Below are 15073 nucleotides of genomic sequence, written 5' to 3' on the forward strand. Positions count from 1 at the left end.
ACGCGGAAGGCCTGTTGCGGGCGGTCCGCTTCGGGGCGTCAGTCGGTGAGGTGCCGCTCGGCGTACACCTTCATCGCATCCCGGACGAAGACGGCCGTGCCCTCGCCGTTCCGGTCGTACGTCGCGGTGAAGCGGGGGTCGGCGACGTACATCTCGCCGAGCCCGATGACGTACGAGCTGGACGGCGTGACCGTCACCGACAGCCACTCGACCTGCCGCCGCACGATGTCCTGCACCTCGTCACCGGCGACGTCCTTGCCCTCCTTCAGCGCCCGGGCGAAGTCCTCGCCGATCCGGATCTGCTTGTCCTGGAACGCCTTCTTCTCCCCGGCGCTGAGCGACCGCCACCAGCGGTCACCCTTCTCGTACGCGTCACGCCCCCAGCGCTCGGTCACCTCCTGCTCGTACTGCGTGTGATCGAACCCGTCGAATACTTCCTCGGCCATGAGCTCTTCCCCTTCCTCGGTTTTCCGCAGAGTGGTCCGCACCGAGGCGATCTGTCGCCCGATGCGCTCCCGTTCCTGCTCCAGCAGCGCCAGATGCGTGCGCAGGGCGCCGGACGTGTCCCGCTGGCCGTCGAGCACTTCCGCGATGGCGGGCAGCCCGAGCCCCAGCTCACGCAGCAGGAGAATGCGCTGCAGCCGTACGAGCGCCTCCTGGTCGTAATAGCGGTATCCATTGCTCCCGACCCGGCTGGGCGCCAGCAGCCCCAGGTCGCCGTAGTGGCGCAGGGTGCGGCTGGTGGTTCCGGCTTTGCGTGCGATGTCCTGGATCGACCACTCCATGACTCACACGCTAAATCTTGACGTTGCGTAAAGGTCAAGGGCGAAAGCGCGGAAACGAAAAAGGCCCGGACTCAAAGAGTCCGGGCCTTGATCACTACTTCTTCAGTAGCGGGGACAGGATTTGAACCTGCGACCTCTGGGTTATGAGCCCAGCGAGCTACCGAGCTGCTCCACCCCGCGTCGGTAAACCCAACTCTACGCCATTGGTGGAGCACCGCCGACCACCTGCGGTCCGGCCCCGGCACACGGGCGCGTTCAGCCCCCGTTCAGGTGCCGCGGGTCACAATCGCCGCATGCGGGTTCTGGTCGTCGAGTGCCCTGGGCGGGGCGCGCTTCGAGGTGTCGCTGCCTGGGCCGGCCGGCAGCTGAAGGCCCGTTCAGCTTCGTTCAGGCTCCTTTCAGTGCCCGGCTGCCACGCTCGCCGTACCGAGTCGGATCGGACGAGGAGGCAGCCATGAGAAACCGAAAGCTGAACCTGGCGGCCGCGGTGGGCGTGGCCCTGAGTGCGACGCTCGCGACCGGTGCGTGCGGCGCCGACGCCTCGGAGCCGAAGGCGCGTACGGACTGTGTACGGGTCGTGGACGAGGGCACGGGCGAGCCGACCGACGAATGCCTGCCACTCGCACCCGAGAAGGACCGGGTCGACACGGCCAAGCCGGTCTTCACGCACCCGACCTCCATCACCAACCCGCTCCACCCGAGCTCGGAGGTCAAGCAGGTGATCTACGGCGGCCAGGTCGACGACAAGCCGTTCCGGACCGAGTTCACCCTGCTGCCCGACACCAAGACCATCGCGGTGAACGGTGAACAGGTGAAGGTGCGCACGCTCCAGTACATGGCGCTGTCCGACGGACGCATCGTGGAGCTCGCGCACGACTGGTTCGCACAGGCCGACGACGGCTCTGTCTGGTACCTCGGCGAGGACGTCTTCAACTACGAGGACGGCGTTGTTGCCGACACCGACGGCACCTGGCTGGCCGGAACGACCGGGCCCCCCGCCATGATCATGCCGGCCGACCCGAAGGTCGGCGACGTGTACCGGCCGGAGAACGTCCCGGAGGTCGTTTTCGAGGAGGTCACCGTCAAGGCCGTGAACCAGCCGGTCAAGGGTCCGTACGGGCCGGTCAAGGGCGCGATCACGGTGGCCGAGCTGCACATGGACGGCTCCCGTGAGGAGAAGGTCTTCGCGCCGGGGTACGGGGAGTTCTCCACCGGTACGGAGGGCGAGCTGGAGGCCGTCTCACTTGCCGTCCCGACCGACGCGAAGCCCGGCCCTGTGCCGGAGAAACTGACCGCCCTGTCGACCGCCGTCCGTGACGCGCACAGTGACGGGGCGCCGGACCCGGCAGCGGCTGAGAACATGCGTGCCGCCTGGGACGCGTACCGGACCTCGGACCGTGTCCCGGACCTGCTCACCCGGCAGATGAACCGCGACCTCGACGCGCTCGCCGGGGCCGTGAAGGCGCGCGACGCGGAGCTCGTACACGGAGCGGTCCTGCGGGTCGCCCAGAACGACCTCGACCTGCACCTGCGCTACGAACCCCTCGCCAAGGTCGAGTCGGACCGCATGGACCTGTGGACCCGTCAGCTGAAGCTGGACGCCGAGGCCGACGACGCGGGCGCGGTCGCAGGAACCGTCACCAGCCTCGAACTCACCTGGGACCGTGTCCGGCACAACACCGCGCCCGACAAGGCGAAGCAGATCGAAGACCAGCTGCGCGAACTGCGCGGCGCGGCCGACCGCAAGGACACTGCCGCGGCGGCGGAGTCGGCACCCCGGCTCATGACCGCACTGGCGCAGGCAAAGACCTGAGTCACTCGGCGATCTCGGTCCGTTCCCACCACTCATAGACGGTCAGCCGGCCCTCCGCACTGTCCTGATGGCGCGGAGGGGAGGTGATCTTGAAATGCTCGTACCCGCCGCGGTGCGGAATCTTCAGCTCTTGTCCGGGGGGTGTGATCGGGACGATCCGCTCGTGCAGGTCGTCCGGGCCGCCCTCCAGAAGTGCCTTTTCTGTCATGCCCCCCAGTGTTCCTACCCCTCCGCATCTCCGCATGTCGTGACGACCTCCACATCCCGGGCCAGCATCTCCCACAGGACCGCCCATTCCTTGCTCAGCCCGGCGAAGGCGGCGTCGTCGACCCCGTACGCCGACACGGTGACGGCGACCGGACCGGTGCCGACGGGCTCAGCGGTGTCGAGCGGCTGCTCGGCGCTGATGGCGACCAGGTGGCCGTCGGTGTCGACGAGGATGTGCTGGAAGCGGCTGGTGTGCCAGATCTGGGTGCCGGTGGTCTGCAGGCTGTCCCGCACCATGGCCGCATTGGCCGACCCGGTCAGATACACCGTCCGCCGCGACCGCACGCCCTCCCGCTCCAGCCAGAACCGCAACTGCTCCAGGAAGGTGCGCCAGCCCTCTTCCACCCCGTCGTAACGCTCGTCGGCCGCCGCACCACCACAGACAACGCGCACGACCGTGCGTTCCGGACCGTCAGCCGAAAGCTGGATCTCCTGATCCTCCTCCAGCACGATCCGGTGCTCGTCCGGCACATGCTGGGCGTGATCGACGAAGATGTACCGGATCTCGGCCTCGATCCCGTCGTAATCCCAGCCGAACCATTTCCGGATCCGGTCCGGTTCGGTGAGCGCCTGCCAGACGGTCTCCAACGGCGCGTGGATCAGGGTCTCGACCCGGAAGGCCTTCTGCTCGGTCATGGCTGTCGCTCCTGGTTCGTGTGCGTTCGAGCACCCGCACAGCCACCCTGCTGCCGACGCTCGCCCGTCCGCAACCGGCATCGGCCCGGCGCAGTTCGGAGAGACGACACGCTCACCCAGGAGCCGAAAAACAAGATCAGCCCCAGGCCAGAGGATCTCTGACCTGGGGCTGAGCGGTAGGCCGTGTGGGACTCGAACCCACAACCAACGGATTAAAAGTCCGCTGCTCTGCCAATTGAGCTAACGGCCCTCGGCGAATCACCCCCGAGCATAGCCGCAGCGAGCCCGGCAGCCGATCGGGTATCGGTTGCCGGGCCCGTCGAAGCGTGTACGGAGCCTAGAACAGGCCCTTGTAACCCTGCCAGCCGGTGGCGATCTCGGTACGACCGCCGAAGGAGCCGCGGCCGTTGCCGTCGTTGCGGAAGAGCTTCCCGGCGGTGTCGCGCGCGACGATGTCCGGCTTGCCGTCGCCGCTCAGGTCACCGATGCCGACGAGGGCGTTGTACGAGCGCCCCCAGTCCTTGAAGACCTGCACCCGCGCCTTGAACGTGCCGTTGCCCACGCCCTCGTAGCGCCACAGGCCACCCGACCTGTCGTGCGCAACCAGATCCGCCTTGCCGTCCCCGGTGATGTCACCGACACCGGCGATCCGCCCGTACGTCTTCCAGTTGGTGCCGATCTTCACCCTGGCGTTGAACTTGCCATCGGCCGTACCGGCATGGAAGTACATGTCCCCGGTGGACGCCTGACGGGTGATCAGGTCTGCTCGGCCGTCACCATTGGCATCGCCCGGAGACGTCAGTACGTCGTACTGCCCCCAGCCCGTCCCGATCTTCGTGTACGTGCTCGTCGGCGTGTACGCGGCGCCGCACTTGCCCTTGTACCGCCGCAGGTCCCCGCCCGGCGTCCGGACCAGCAGCTCGTTGCAGCGGTCGCCGTTCGTGTCCCCGAAGGGCACGGCGACGGTGCCTGCGGGCCAGCCCGTACCGGAGTACTTCGTGCCGAAGTTGCCCTTCTCGTGGCCGAGATGGACGGTCAGGGTGCCGGACGAGTTGAGCGTGACCAGGTCGCCGAGGCTGTAGCCGCCCTGGTCGTGGAGGCCCGGGCGGCCGCTGCCCACGCTGATGGAGCCGCTGGTGCTGTACGTACCCGTGCCCTCGACGGCGGTGGCCTTCAGGGTCCAGGTGTGGCGTCCGCTGAAGGTGTAGGCGCCCGTGTCGGTCTTGCCGTCCCACTCGACTTCGACTTCGGCGCCGGGGCCGCCCGTCATGGTGCGTACGGTCCGCCCGGTCGCGTCCTTCACCGTGAAGGTCCAGTTCGCCGGCCTGCTGAGCTGCCAGGTGCTCTTCCAGGCGTGGCTCGCGGATGTGCTGGAGAGGTCGAGGATGGCGTCGTCCAGCTGCGACTCGATCTTCGCGAGGGGCTGGCCGGGGACGCCGCTGGGCACGATGTGGATGAAGCCGGTGGGGCCGACGTACGCGATGTCACCACCGAACTTGTCGACGGACCAAGTCAGCCGCCGCTGGTCGGCGGTGTTCCCGGCCGGCAGGTCCGCGATCGGGCGCGGTGCGACGGCCGTCCCCATGTGGAAGTCGGTGAGCAGCAGCTTCGCGGCCGCCCTGTCATGCCGTACGAGATAGCCGTCGCTGACGAGTGCGGGGCCGGACGGTACGGCGATGGACTTCTTCACCGTACGGTCGTAGACGCCCGCGGCACCGGTCGGACCGCAGTTCCAGTAGAGCCAGCGGCCCACCGCCTGGAGTTCCTTGACCGTGCAGGGAGCGCCGACGGCGAGCGTCTCGACGACCTTCTTCGCTTCGAGGTCGTACGCCGATACGGAGCCGGCGGTGGCGTTCGCGGTCCACAGCCGGCTGCCCCACACCGAGGCGGCGGTGATCGAGCGGGTCAGCCGCACGTCCGTCCCGCGGTACTCGGTGACATCGTCGACGTACTGCTTGGCAGTCGACGCCGCGTTGTAGACGAAGTAGCGGCCGGTGGTGTCGACGATCCGCGCGCCCGTGACCCCTGGTTCGCTGCCGTGATAGCTGTCCGGGCCGAGCCAGATCTGGGCGTATTCCTTGCCTTCGTTGACGAAGACGACTCCGTAGTTGCCGTTTCCGGCGCTGTGGAGCGGCACACAGGAACCGGCGTCACAGGGCACCCGCTTCAGGTGCGCATCACCGCCCGCGTACATGCCGGCGAATCCCATGGTCCGGCGGTCGCCCACCGTCGTGCCGTCAGCGGCTACCTGCCGCGACATGACGTACTGCTCGCCATTCGCGGCGCGTTCCACCGTGTTCAGCGTGCCACCGGCGAAGTCGATGCCCCAGACGCCGTCCGTCTGTACGGGCGTCGGCGACTGCGCGGCGCTCGCGGACGGTGTCGAAATCATGCCTGCGGCGAGTGCCGCCACGGCCAGCGCAGTGGTGCGGCCGCGTGCGTACCGAGCCAAAGAGGGTCCCTCCCCGGGATTCTGAAGAAGACATGGGGGAGGCAGCGGCGTCGCGCGCCGTCGGCGATGTGCATCGAACCGGGCCCCCCGGCCCTGCGCCCCCATACAAGTGCGCGGAGCGTAACAGCAGTTGCTCATGTGGGGGAAGTGAAAAGAAAAGCGGGCCCGCTCGTGGTGAGCGGGCCCGCTTTTGCAGGTCAGCGGCCTAGGCCGCCGGGTTGATCAACTCAGCCGTTGCGCTTCCAGCGCGGCTTGTCGTCGCGGCGGCCGAACGAGCCGGTGCCGGTACCGGTGCTGCCGCTGCTGCGGTGGTCGTCGCGACGGCCCTGCGGGCGGTCGTGGCCACCGGCGCGGAAGCCGCCACCGGCCGGACGGTCGTCACGACGGTCGCGGTTGAACGGACGGTCGGCGTGGCCACCGGCGCGGAAGCCGCCACCGGTCGCCGGGCGGTCGTCACGGCGCTGGAAGCCACCACGGTCGCCACCGCGGTCACCGCCGCGGTTGAAGCCGCCACGGTCACCACCGCGGTCGCCGCCGCGGAAGCCACCACGGTCACCGCCACGGTCGTCACGGCGCTGGAAGTTGCCGCGATCGTCGCGACGCTCCACCGGCTGGGCCGCCACAGCGGCCGCAGCGGCAGCGGCGGCGAGCTCGGCCTCGGTGGCCGCGGCCACCTCGGCGACAGCCGCCTCCGGGTCCTCGCCGCGCTCACGCGCCGCGCGGGCGACCAGGCGGTCGGCCTCCTCGCGGAGCTCGGTCGCACGGCGCTGGATGCGCTCCAGCTCGATGGTGAGCTCCTTGGCCTCGCGCTCCGCCTGCTTGGCGGCGTTGTTCGCGGAGTCGGCCTGGACCTCGGTCAGCGAACGGGCACCGGTGATCTCGGCGACCTCCGGCTCGAACGCGCCCGCCCCACCGACGATGTGGCGCGAGGCGTCGACGCCCGCGTCCTCCATCAGGCGGAAGATCTGGCGGCGCTGGTGCGGCAGCGACAGGGAGACGACGACGCCGGACTTGCCTGCGCGAGCCGTACGGCCCGAGCGGTGCAGGTAGTCCTTGTGGTCACCGGCCGGGTCCACGTTCAGCACCAGGTCGATGCCGTCGACGTGGATACCGCGAGCGGCAACGTCGGTGGCGACGAGGGCGTTGACGTAGCCCTTCTTGAAGTCTTCGAGGACGCGCGTACGGGCGCCCTGCGTCATGCCGCCGTGCAGTGCGTCGGCCTTGACGCCCGAGTCCTGCAGCTGCTCGGCGATACGGTCCGCGCCCAGCTGGGTGCGGACGAAGATGATCGTGCGGCCCTTGCGGGCGGCGATCGCGGCCGTGACCGGCGCCTTGTCCTTCGGCTTCACGACGAGGACGTGGTGGGTCATGGTCGAGACGTTGCCCTGGGCGCTGTCGACCTCGTGGGTGACCGGGTTGGTCAGGTAGCGCTTGACCAGCGTGCTGATCTCGTTCTCCATAGTGGCGGAGAAGAGCATCCGCTGGCCGCCGCCGGGGATCTGGTCGAGCAGCTCGGTGACCTCGGGCAGGAAGCCCAGGTCGGACATCTGGTCGGCCTCGTCGAGGACAGCGACCTGGACGTTCGCGAGCGAGCAGGCGCCGCGGTTGATGATGTCGCGCAGACGGCCCGGGGTGGCGACGAGGACGTCGACGCCGCGCTCCAGGGCGTAGATCTGGTTGCTCATGGACGTACCGCCGCAGACGACCTTCATCTTCAGGCCGAGTACGTCGCCGTACGGCTGAAGCGCGTCCGCGACCTGCATCGCGAGCTCACGGGTCGGGGTGAGGATGATCGCGCGGGGCTTCTTCTTCTCGGTGTGCCCGCCGGCCAGCGTGGCCAGGGTCGGCAGACCGAAGGAGAGGGTCTTGCCGGAGCCGGTACGGCCACGGCCGAGGATGTCCTTGCCGGCCAGGGCGTCCGGGATGGTCGCGGCCTGGATCGGGAAGGGGGCGGTGACGCCGTTCTGCGCGAGCTTGCGGACGACGCCCTCGGGCAGGCCGAGGGAGGCGAACGTCACAGTGGGCTCGGAGTCGGAGTCGGAGTCCGCGTCGACGTCGGAGTCGGCGATCCCGGTCTCGACGATCTCGACGGCCTCTACGGCGTCGGCGATCTCGGCGATTTCGGTGATCTCTACGGCCTCGATGACCGTCTCGTTCTCGGGCATGGCGGTGCGGTCAGTGCTGGAAATGGACATACGAAATGCGAAACCTCTCGGAGTCTCGGCACGCGCCCAAACTCCGTGAAATCGCAAATCAATCGCAAATCGACCGCCTCAGTGCGGTCAGTCACGGTAAGGGAGAGTACGCGCCACGGGGCGCTCCAGGTCCTCGTTCTTTACGAGAACTCAACGGCGCCGGGCAATGGGATCAAACGATCTATAACCATACGCACTCTCCCCCGCATTAGGCAAACCGGATCCCCTACACCGGCCCCACCTGCGGTGATGCCTCCGGCTCGCGCCGCATCTCCCCCCGTTCACCCATCGCCGCAGTCTGCGTGTCCGCCGCCGGCGAGGCCGAAGGAGGCGGCGGGGTCGGCTCCGGCTCGGACGGCGTCGTGGGCGGCGGCTCGGGCGTCACCGGCGGCTCGGGCTCCTCGGGCGGGCGGGTCGCCGACGGCGTGTCCTGGGGCGCCGACGGCACACCGGGACGCGGCTTGGGCCGCGCGCCGCCCTTCCCGGGCGGCTTGCCGCTCTTCGAGGGGGCGGCCGATGCCCCGGGCGACGAGCCGGGGCTCGCGGACGCGTCTCCGGCGTCCTTGCGGTCCTTGCCGCCGTCCTTGCCCTTCTTGCCGTCCTTGCCGCCGCGGCCCCCCGCCGCGCGTTCGCCCGTACGGCCGTGTCCCGTCCCGTTCGCCGCCGTACCGCCTTCCGCCGCCTCGGCCACCGCCCCCTGCCGGGCCGTCGAACGGGACGGCGCCGGCTTGCCCCCCTCGTCGCTCACGCTCATGCAGCCCGCCGACGCCGCCACCGCGAGTGCGGCAGCGGCCAGTCGGACAGGGGCCAATCGGACAGGCTGGGGCAACTGGCGCACGGACGGCACCTCCGGGGCACGGCGAGCGGGATTTCACTGCCCAACTCCCTTTTCGCCGCAAGGGACACGCGTTGCCCCCAAGGCGACGCACGCCACGCGGCCCGGCTACTGCACCAGCCCCTCCGCAAGATCCATCCCCAGAAAGACCGCACCGAGCCCCACCAGCAACGACGCCAGCGCATTCGCCACCGCGAGGAACGTCCAGCCGCGCTCGGCCAGTCGCAGCGTCTCGTAGGAGAACGTCGAGTACGTCGAAAGGGCCCCGCACAGCCCGGTCCCGAGCAGCGCGTACGTCCCCGAGGACACCAGAGCCCCCGTCAGCACCCCCAGCACCAGGCTTGCGACGGCATTGACCACAAATGTCCCCCACGGGAACACCGAATCATGCCGCACCTGCACCGCACGGTCCGTCAGATACCGCAGCGGCGCCCCGACCGCGGCTCCCACCGCCACCAGCAACCAGGTCACCGTGCCGTCGCCCCCACGGCCACCAGCACCCACGTCACCGCGCCGCCGCCCCCGCCCGCGCCACGACCGCCCGCGTCACCACCGCCGCCGCCCACACCGCGCCCATCGCCCCCGCGAACGTCCCCGCCGCGTAAGCCATCGCGGTGACCGCCTCCCGCTCCTCCAGCAGCCGCGCCACATCGGCGGCGTACGTCGAGAAGGTCGTGAAGCCGCCCAGCACGCCGACCCCGAGGAACGGCCGGACCAGCGGATGCCCCCGGCCGTGCTCGCTCAGCAGCACCATGAGTACGCCGATCAGCGCACAGCCCACGACATTGACGCCGAACGTGGTCCACACGCTCCCCGGCCACAGCACCGAAGCCCCGTACCTGGCCAGGCCTCCCAGCGCGCCGCCCGCCGAGACCACCCCGAGCACGTGCCACTTGGCGTGCCCGGCGGTCTCGGCCCGGTCGGCCGGTACATGCAGGTCGACGTCGGGATCAATCGGCTCGGGCACCCTCGCGCTCATCCGTAACCCAGCGCGTGCAGCCGCTCGTCGTCGATGCCGAAGTGGTGCGCGACCTCGTGGACGACGGTGATCTCGGTCTCCACGACGACGTCCTCCCTGGACTCGCAGATCCGCAGCGTCGGCCACCGGTAGATGGTGATCCGGTCCGGCAGCACGCCCGCGTACCACTCACCGCGGTCGGTCAGCGGTGTCCCCTCGTAGAGCCCGAGCAGCTCGGGATCGTCCGCCGGAGGCTCGTCCTCCACAAAGACCGCGACGTTGTCCATCAGTCGCGTCAGTTCCGGCGGGATCCTGTCCAGCGCTTCCGAGACAAGTTCCTCGAACTCCTCACGCGTCATCTCCAGCACCCGGCCATTGTCACCGAATTCCGGCCGCGCGGCGGGCCGCCTGTCCCGGCAGGCAGGCATGGGCACCCGCCCTCATGGGCATACGGGCCCAATGGCCCGCGACCGCATCCGTGCCACTGTCACCCGGCTCCAGCGTCACTACCGCTCCCAACGCACCGCCCCCACCAGCACCCTCGTCCACACCCCGCACCCGTACACCCGGGCACTCGGCCTCACCGCCGTGGTCCTCCTCGGCGCCTGGCTCGGCCTGCTGATCGTCGGCAGCGTCCGTACGCCGGTCGGCCCGATGGACACGAGCATGACGCTGCGCCCGTCCCTGTCCGGCGGCACAAAGATCAACGTCTCCCCGCTCGGCGCGCTCGAACTCGACACCCACGTCGCCCCCATCCGCCTCGACGTGGACGTCGACCAGCTCGACCCGGCCCGCTCCCAGGCCCTCGTCGAGCACCCCGAGCGCCTCTCCGGCCTCCAGAGCGAGGTCACGAGTGACGTCACCGACGGCACGACCGGCCTGGCCCTGCGCTCCTGCGTCGCCGTCGTCTCCGGCGCGACCGCCCTCGGCCTCGCGGTCTACCGCCGCCCGCGCCGCGCCCTGGCGGCGGGCGGCCTGGCGCTGGCCCTGCTGGCCGCGTCGGGCATCAGCGCGTACGCCACCTGGAACCCCAAGTCGGTCCTGGAGCCGAAGTTCTCCGGCCTGCTCTCCTCGGCGCCCTCGGTGGTCGGCAACGCACGCTCGATCGTCACCGAATTCGACGTCTACCAAAAGGAGTTGGCGCGGCTGGTCACCAACGTCACGAAGCTGTACGACGCCACGTCGACGCTCCCCACCTACCGCCCGGACCCGGCCACGATGCGCGTCCTGCACGTCTCCGACATCCACCTCAACCCGGCGTCGTGGCACATCATCGGCTCGCTCGTTGAGCAGTACGACATCGACGTGATCATCGATTCCGGCGACACGATGGACCACGGCGGCGCCGCCGAGAACGGCTTCCTCGACCCGATCCCCGACCTCGGCAGCCCGTACATCTGGGTCCGCGGCAACCACGACTCGGCCGCCACGCAGCGCTACCTCGAAGAACTCGACGGCGTACACGTCCTCGACGACGGCAGGGCGGTGACGGTCGCGGGCCTGCGGGTGGCCGGCATGGGCGATCCGCAGTTCACCCCGGACCGCTCGGTCGCCGCCCAGGGCGACCCGGCCGAACGCATGGCGGGCATCCGCCTCGCCTCCGCCCTGCGCGACCAGAAGCGCGCCGGCACGCCGGTCGACATCGCGGTCGCGCACAACCCGGTGGCGGCCCACGAGACGGACGGCGAGGTGCCGCTCGTACTGGCGGGGCACATCCACAACCGCAGGAACGAGATCCTCCCCCGGGGCACCCGCCTCAAGATCGAGGGTTCGACGGGCGGCGGAGGCCTGCGCGCGCTGGAGAGCGACGAGCCGGAGAAGGTACGTACGTCCGTGCTCTATCTGGACCGCAGGACCAAGCGGCTCCAGGCCTGGGACGAGATCACACTCGGCGGCCTGGGCCTGACGACTGCGGAGGTCAGCCGCCACCTGCCGGAGGAGAACCAACCCGGAGCGACCCCTTCGCCTATTCGGTTTGGCTGACACCGAAACGCCGTAGTACAGTCTCCGACGTGCCCAAGGGCGCCGGTCAGGGCTTGACCGTCCTGAGACCCCAGAGGTTGAAGGAGAAGCGGAACCTCTTTGGGGAAGCGGAGTCACATGCTTCTCACGTCCCCTGGGGCGACAGATGCAGAAGCAGCAACACTAGCTGTTTTGCCCTCATCGTCTAGTGGCCCAGGACGCCGCCCTTTCAAGGCGGTAGCACGGGTTCGAATCCCGTTGGGGGCACGCACAACTGTGTGCGAGACTTGTTCTCGCACCACGCTGGGTCCTGTGGAGCAGTTTGGAGTGCTCGCCACCCTGTCAAGGTGGAGGCCGCGGGTTCAAATCCCGTCAGGACCGCTGCACCTCGCAAGAGGCGCGTGGCTGGGTAGCTCAGTTGGTACGAGCGATCGCCTGAAAAGCGATAGGTCGCCGGTTCGACCCCGGCCCCAGCCACCACACCGAAGACCCCGTCCCACCGGACGGGGTCTTTCGCGTTACCCGTACCCCCAAACCCCACCAACCAGCTCGCCACCCTGTCAAGGTGGAGGCCGCGCCCGCGGCACAGCCGCAATCGGGTACAGCAAATCCCGTCAGGACCGCTGCACCTCGCAAGAGGCGCGTGGCTGGGTAGCTCAGTTGGTACGAGCGATCGCCTGGCTGCGTCCGATTGCGGCTGCGCCGCGGGCGATAGGTCGCCGGTTCGACCCCGGCCCCAGCCACCACACCGAAGACCCCGTCCCACCGGACGGGGTCTTTCGCGTTACCCCTCCCGCTTCTCCGTCGCCTCCCGGCGTGTCCGGCGCCAGGCGCGCAGGGACAGGGTCAGGGCCACCAGGGCCACCACGCCGGTCAGCAGTGCCGCGTCCGGGACGGCCTGGCCGAGGCCGCTCACCCACTGCTCCACCGCGAACGAGTCGTCCACGTCCAGCAGTCCGGGCAGGGCCGTCGTTCCGTCGAATACGAGGAAGAGCGTGCCCAGCGCGATGAAGAAGAGCCCGGACAGCAGCGAGGTGGTGTGCAGTTCGAAGCGGCCGAGCCGGAACGCCCGTCCTCGTAGCCACTGCCGCTTGCCCAGTTCGAAGCGCTCCCACAGCAGCGCCAGCAGGAACAGCGGTACCGCCATGCCCAACGCGTAGACGGCCAGCAGCAGTCCGCCGTACACCGGGGTGCCGCTGACGGCGGCGACCGTGAGGACGCTGCCGAGGATCGGGCCCGCGCAGAAGCCCGCCAGGCCGTAGACCGCGCCCAGTGCGTACACCGAAAGCGCCGTCGTGGGCCGGATCCGGCCGGAGAGGGCGGCGATACGGCGCGACGCGAAGCCCATGCCGAAGATCTGCGCGAGGCCCAGCGCGATGATCAGCCAGCCGCCGGCAAGGACCAGCTGGTCGCGGTGCCCGTAGAAGAGCCGCCCGGCGTACGAGCCGGCCGCGCCCAGCGGCACGAGGGTGGTCGCGAGTCCGGCGTAGAAGATCCCGGTCCTGGCCATGAGGCGTGACGTCGAGTCGATCGAGTACGCGAAAAAGGCCGGGAGGAGGAGGGCGCTGCACGGGCTGAGGAGGGCGAGGAGGCCGCCGAGAAAGGCGGCGAGGTAGCCGATGTCGGAGCTCACTTCGCGGCCTTCTCCGTCTTCGCCGGCCTTTCTGCCTTCTCCGCCTTCGCTGCCTTCGCCGCCGTCTCGATCGCCTCGGTGAAGGTCGCTGCGGGCTGGGCGCCCGCGATCGGCCTGCCGTTGACGAGGAAGGACGGCGTGGAGGTCGCACCCAGCTCGTACGCCTCCTCCTGGTCCTTGCGCACGGCCTGCGCGGCGGCTTCGCTGTCGGCGTCACGCGTGAAACGGGTGATGTCCTTCACCCCGGCCTGCTCGGCGAGCGCCTTGAGCCGGTCGTCCCCGAAGCCCTTCTCCTTCGCGCCGTCGGCATACGCCGCCGCGTGGAACTGCCAGAAGCGGCCCTGCTGCCCGGCCGCCCAGGAGCCTCGGGCGGCCGCCTCGGAGTCCTTGCCGAAGATCGGGAAATTGCGCCACTCGATGCGGAGGGTGCCTGCGTCGACGTACTTCTTCACGAGGGCGGGCTCGGTGTCGCGGGCGAACTTCCCGCAATAGCCGCACTTGAAGTCGGCGTACTCGATGAGCACGACGGGCGCGTCGGGCCGGCCCTGGGCGAGGGGGTCCTTGGCCTCGCGCCGGGCGAGCTTCGCGAGCTCGGCGTAGACGTCGGCCTGCGGGTCGGCGGAGACGTCGGCGGAGGTGGGGGTTGCCGGGGCCTGCGCCGGCATGGTGGCGGTGTACGAGACGACACCGAGGACTATCGCGGCGGCGGCGACGCCCGCGGCGATGGCGACGGACTTGGAGCGGGTACGGGCGGAGGAGGTCATGGGTTCGGTACTCCTGGAGGAGATGCAGGGCGGCGTGGAAAGGGGCGGGGCGTCGGCGGTGGGCGCGGGGCGCGACGAATCGGGGCGCGGTCGCTTGCCGGGGCCGGCGGCGGGGCCTCATTTCCCCACCCCGCCCCTTCCCGGCTGTGACATTTGCGGCTCCGCCGCGTGAGGGGGCAAGCCCCCAGACCCCGGGACCCCCAACGGGCTGACGATGCCCGCAGGAGCGGAGTCTGGGGCGGAGCCCCCACGCGGCGGCAGCCGCGAAATGTCACAGCCGGGAAGGGGCGGGGTGGGGAGAAGCCCCGCAGGGCACGCGCCTCTAAACGCGTAGGACCGACAGCCCTATCGGCGTCGGCGGATCGCGCGGCGGCGGGCGGCGGTCGACCGCGGGCTGCGGGACCAGGGCATCGGCGCCCCAGGAGCCGTTCCCGGCCCTGGCGTCGTACAGGGCGGGCAGCAGCTCGTACGCCGCCCCACTCCGCGGCGGCGCAGCCGGCACGCTCCCCACGCCGTCCCCGTGCTTCTCACGGCAGCCGGGCTCCCGGTCCTCGCCGGAGACGGGGACGGGGACAGAGACGGAGACAGCGACGGGGACGGAAGCGACCACCGCCGTCGCACCCGGCGCTTCACCCACAGGCGCAGGCGTAACCCCGGCCACCGCACACAGCAGCACCCCGAGCAGCACACCCAGCACCCCACCACGCCACCCGAACCCGCGGCTGACCTGCTGCATAGCTCAAGGTCTCCCGTCCGGGCGCATCGCCGCATCG

Annotated in this window: 14 protein-coding genes and 6 tRNA genes; 6 read left to right on the forward strand and 14 right to left on the reverse strand. The window is 70.0% G+C overall.

The genetic code is table 11. The features are described 5' to 3' along the window. Positions 1 to 38: 38 nt before the first annotated feature. Both J7I98_RS15765 and J7I98_RS15770 read right to left on the reverse strand, forming a co-directional pair. On the reverse strand, positions 39 to 785 hold the full coding sequence (locus J7I98_RS15765; protein WP_214921337.1) for a MerR family transcriptional regulator: 747 nt from the start codon (positions 783 to 785) through the stop codon (positions 39 to 41). A gap of 106 nt (positions 786 to 891) precedes the next feature. Beyond that, positions 892 to 965: transfer RNA gene (locus J7I98_RS15770), tRNA-Met, on the reverse strand. 274 nt (positions 966 to 1239) lie between these two features. On the opposite strand from J7I98_RS15770, the gene J7I98_RS15775 reads away from it, so the two are divergent. Next, positions 1240 to 2598: a hypothetical protein gene (locus tag J7I98_RS15775; RefSeq protein WP_214921338.1), complete on the forward strand. Its 1359-nt coding sequence runs from the start codon at positions 1240 to 1242 to the stop codon at positions 2596 to 2598. Position 2599: 1 nt separating this feature from the next. Here the strand turns inward: J7I98_RS15775 and J7I98_RS15780 are convergent, their stop codons facing one another. The 9 genes from J7I98_RS15780 to J7I98_RS15820 all read right to left on the reverse strand — a co-directional run bounded on the left by J7I98_RS15780 (position 2600) and on the right by J7I98_RS15820 (position 10309). Continuing rightward, positions 2600 to 2806 carry a DUF5988 family protein gene (locus J7I98_RS15780; RefSeq protein WP_214921339.1) on the reverse strand — a complete coding sequence of 69 codons (207 nt, stop codon included), beginning with the start codon at positions 2804 to 2806 and terminating at the stop codon, positions 2600 to 2602. 14 nt (positions 2807 to 2820) lie between these two features. Further along, the gene (locus J7I98_RS15785) at positions 2821 to 3501 is read right to left on the reverse strand and encodes an SRPBCC domain-containing protein (RefSeq protein WP_214921340.1); all 681 of its coding nucleotides are present in this window, start codon (positions 3499 to 3501) and stop codon (positions 2821 to 2823) included. 177 nt (positions 3502 to 3678) lie between these two features. Beyond that, positions 3679 to 3751 (reverse strand) — tRNA-Lys (locus J7I98_RS15790). An 87-nt stretch (positions 3752 to 3838) separates the two neighbouring features. After that, on the reverse strand, positions 3839 to 5953 hold the full coding sequence (locus J7I98_RS15795) for an FG-GAP-like repeat-containing protein (protein ID WP_251020699.1): 2115 nt from the start codon (positions 5951 to 5953) through the stop codon (positions 3839 to 3841). 227 nt (positions 5954 to 6180) lie between these two features. Further along, entirely contained in the window at positions 6181 to 8148 is a 1968-nt protein-coding gene (locus tag J7I98_RS15800) for a DEAD/DEAH box helicase (RefSeq protein WP_214921342.1), read from the reverse strand. A gap of 226 nt (positions 8149 to 8374) precedes the next feature. Continuing rightward, on the reverse strand, positions 8375 to 8959 hold the full coding sequence (locus J7I98_RS15805) for a hypothetical protein (protein WP_251020700.1): 585 nt from the start codon (positions 8957 to 8959) through the stop codon (positions 8375 to 8377). A gap of 132 nt (positions 8960 to 9091) precedes the next feature. Then, on the reverse strand, positions 9092 to 9454 hold the full coding sequence (locus J7I98_RS15810) for a CrcB family protein (RefSeq protein WP_214921344.1): 363 nt from the start codon (positions 9452 to 9454) through the stop codon (positions 9092 to 9094). Positions 9455 to 9488: 34 nt separating this feature from the next. Next, positions 9489 to 9962, reverse strand: a complete 474-nt coding sequence (locus J7I98_RS15815) for a CrcB family protein (protein WP_214921345.1) — start codon at positions 9960 to 9962, stop codon at positions 9489 to 9491. Further along, positions 9959 to 10309, reverse strand: coding sequence for a metallopeptidase family protein (locus J7I98_RS15820; protein WP_214921346.1), 351 nt, complete (start codon positions 10307 to 10309; stop codon positions 9959 to 9961). The genes J7I98_RS15815 and J7I98_RS15820 overlap by 4 nt, the downstream gene beginning before the upstream one ends. A 91-nt stretch (positions 10310 to 10400) precedes the next feature. Between J7I98_RS15820 and J7I98_RS15825 the strand changes: the two genes are divergently transcribed. The 5 genes from J7I98_RS15825 to J7I98_RS15845 all read left to right on the forward strand — a co-directional run bounded on the left by J7I98_RS15825 (position 10401) and on the right by J7I98_RS15845 (position 12649). After that, positions 10401 to 11924, forward strand: a complete 1524-nt coding sequence (locus tag J7I98_RS15825) for a metallophosphoesterase (RefSeq protein ID WP_214921347.1) — start codon at positions 10401 to 10403, stop codon at positions 11922 to 11924. A gap of 173 nt (positions 11925 to 12097) precedes the next feature. Then, positions 12098 to 12170 (forward strand) — tRNA-Glu (locus J7I98_RS15830). 39 nt (positions 12171 to 12209) lie between these two features. After that, positions 12210 to 12284, forward strand: a tRNA-Asp gene (locus tag J7I98_RS15835). Positions 12285 to 12306: 22 nt separating this feature from the next. Further along, a tRNA-Phe gene (locus J7I98_RS15840) sits at positions 12307 to 12383 on the forward strand. Positions 12384 to 12548: 165 nt separating this feature from the next. Then, positions 12549 to 12649, forward strand: a tRNA-OTHER gene (locus J7I98_RS15845). 38 nt (positions 12650 to 12687) lie between these two features. On the opposite strand, the gene J7I98_RS15850 is transcribed toward J7I98_RS15845, so the two are convergent. The 3 genes from J7I98_RS15850 to J7I98_RS15860 all read right to left on the reverse strand — a co-directional run bounded on the left by J7I98_RS15850 (position 12688) and on the right by J7I98_RS15860 (position 15036). After that, positions 12688 to 13536, reverse strand: coding sequence for a cytochrome c biogenesis CcdA family protein (locus J7I98_RS15850; protein WP_214921348.1), 849 nt, complete (start codon positions 13534 to 13536; stop codon positions 12688 to 12690). Then, entirely contained in the window at positions 13533 to 14300 is a 768-nt protein-coding gene (locus J7I98_RS15855; RefSeq protein WP_214921349.1) for a thioredoxin domain-containing protein, read from the reverse strand. Before J7I98_RS15855 ends, J7I98_RS15850 begins: the two co-directional genes overlap by 4 nt. 322 nt (positions 14301 to 14622) lie before the next feature. Continuing rightward, positions 14623 to 15036 carry a hypothetical protein gene (locus J7I98_RS15860; RefSeq protein WP_214921350.1) on the reverse strand — a complete coding sequence of 138 codons (414 nt, stop codon included), beginning with the start codon at positions 15034 to 15036 and terminating at the stop codon, positions 14623 to 14625. Positions 15037 to 15073 lie beyond the last annotated feature (37 nt).

It is taken from the genome of Streptomyces sp. ISL-98 (assembly GCF_018614055.1).
GTDB lineage: Bacteria > Actinomycetota > Actinomycetes > Streptomycetales > Streptomycetaceae > Streptomyces > Streptomyces spiramyceticus.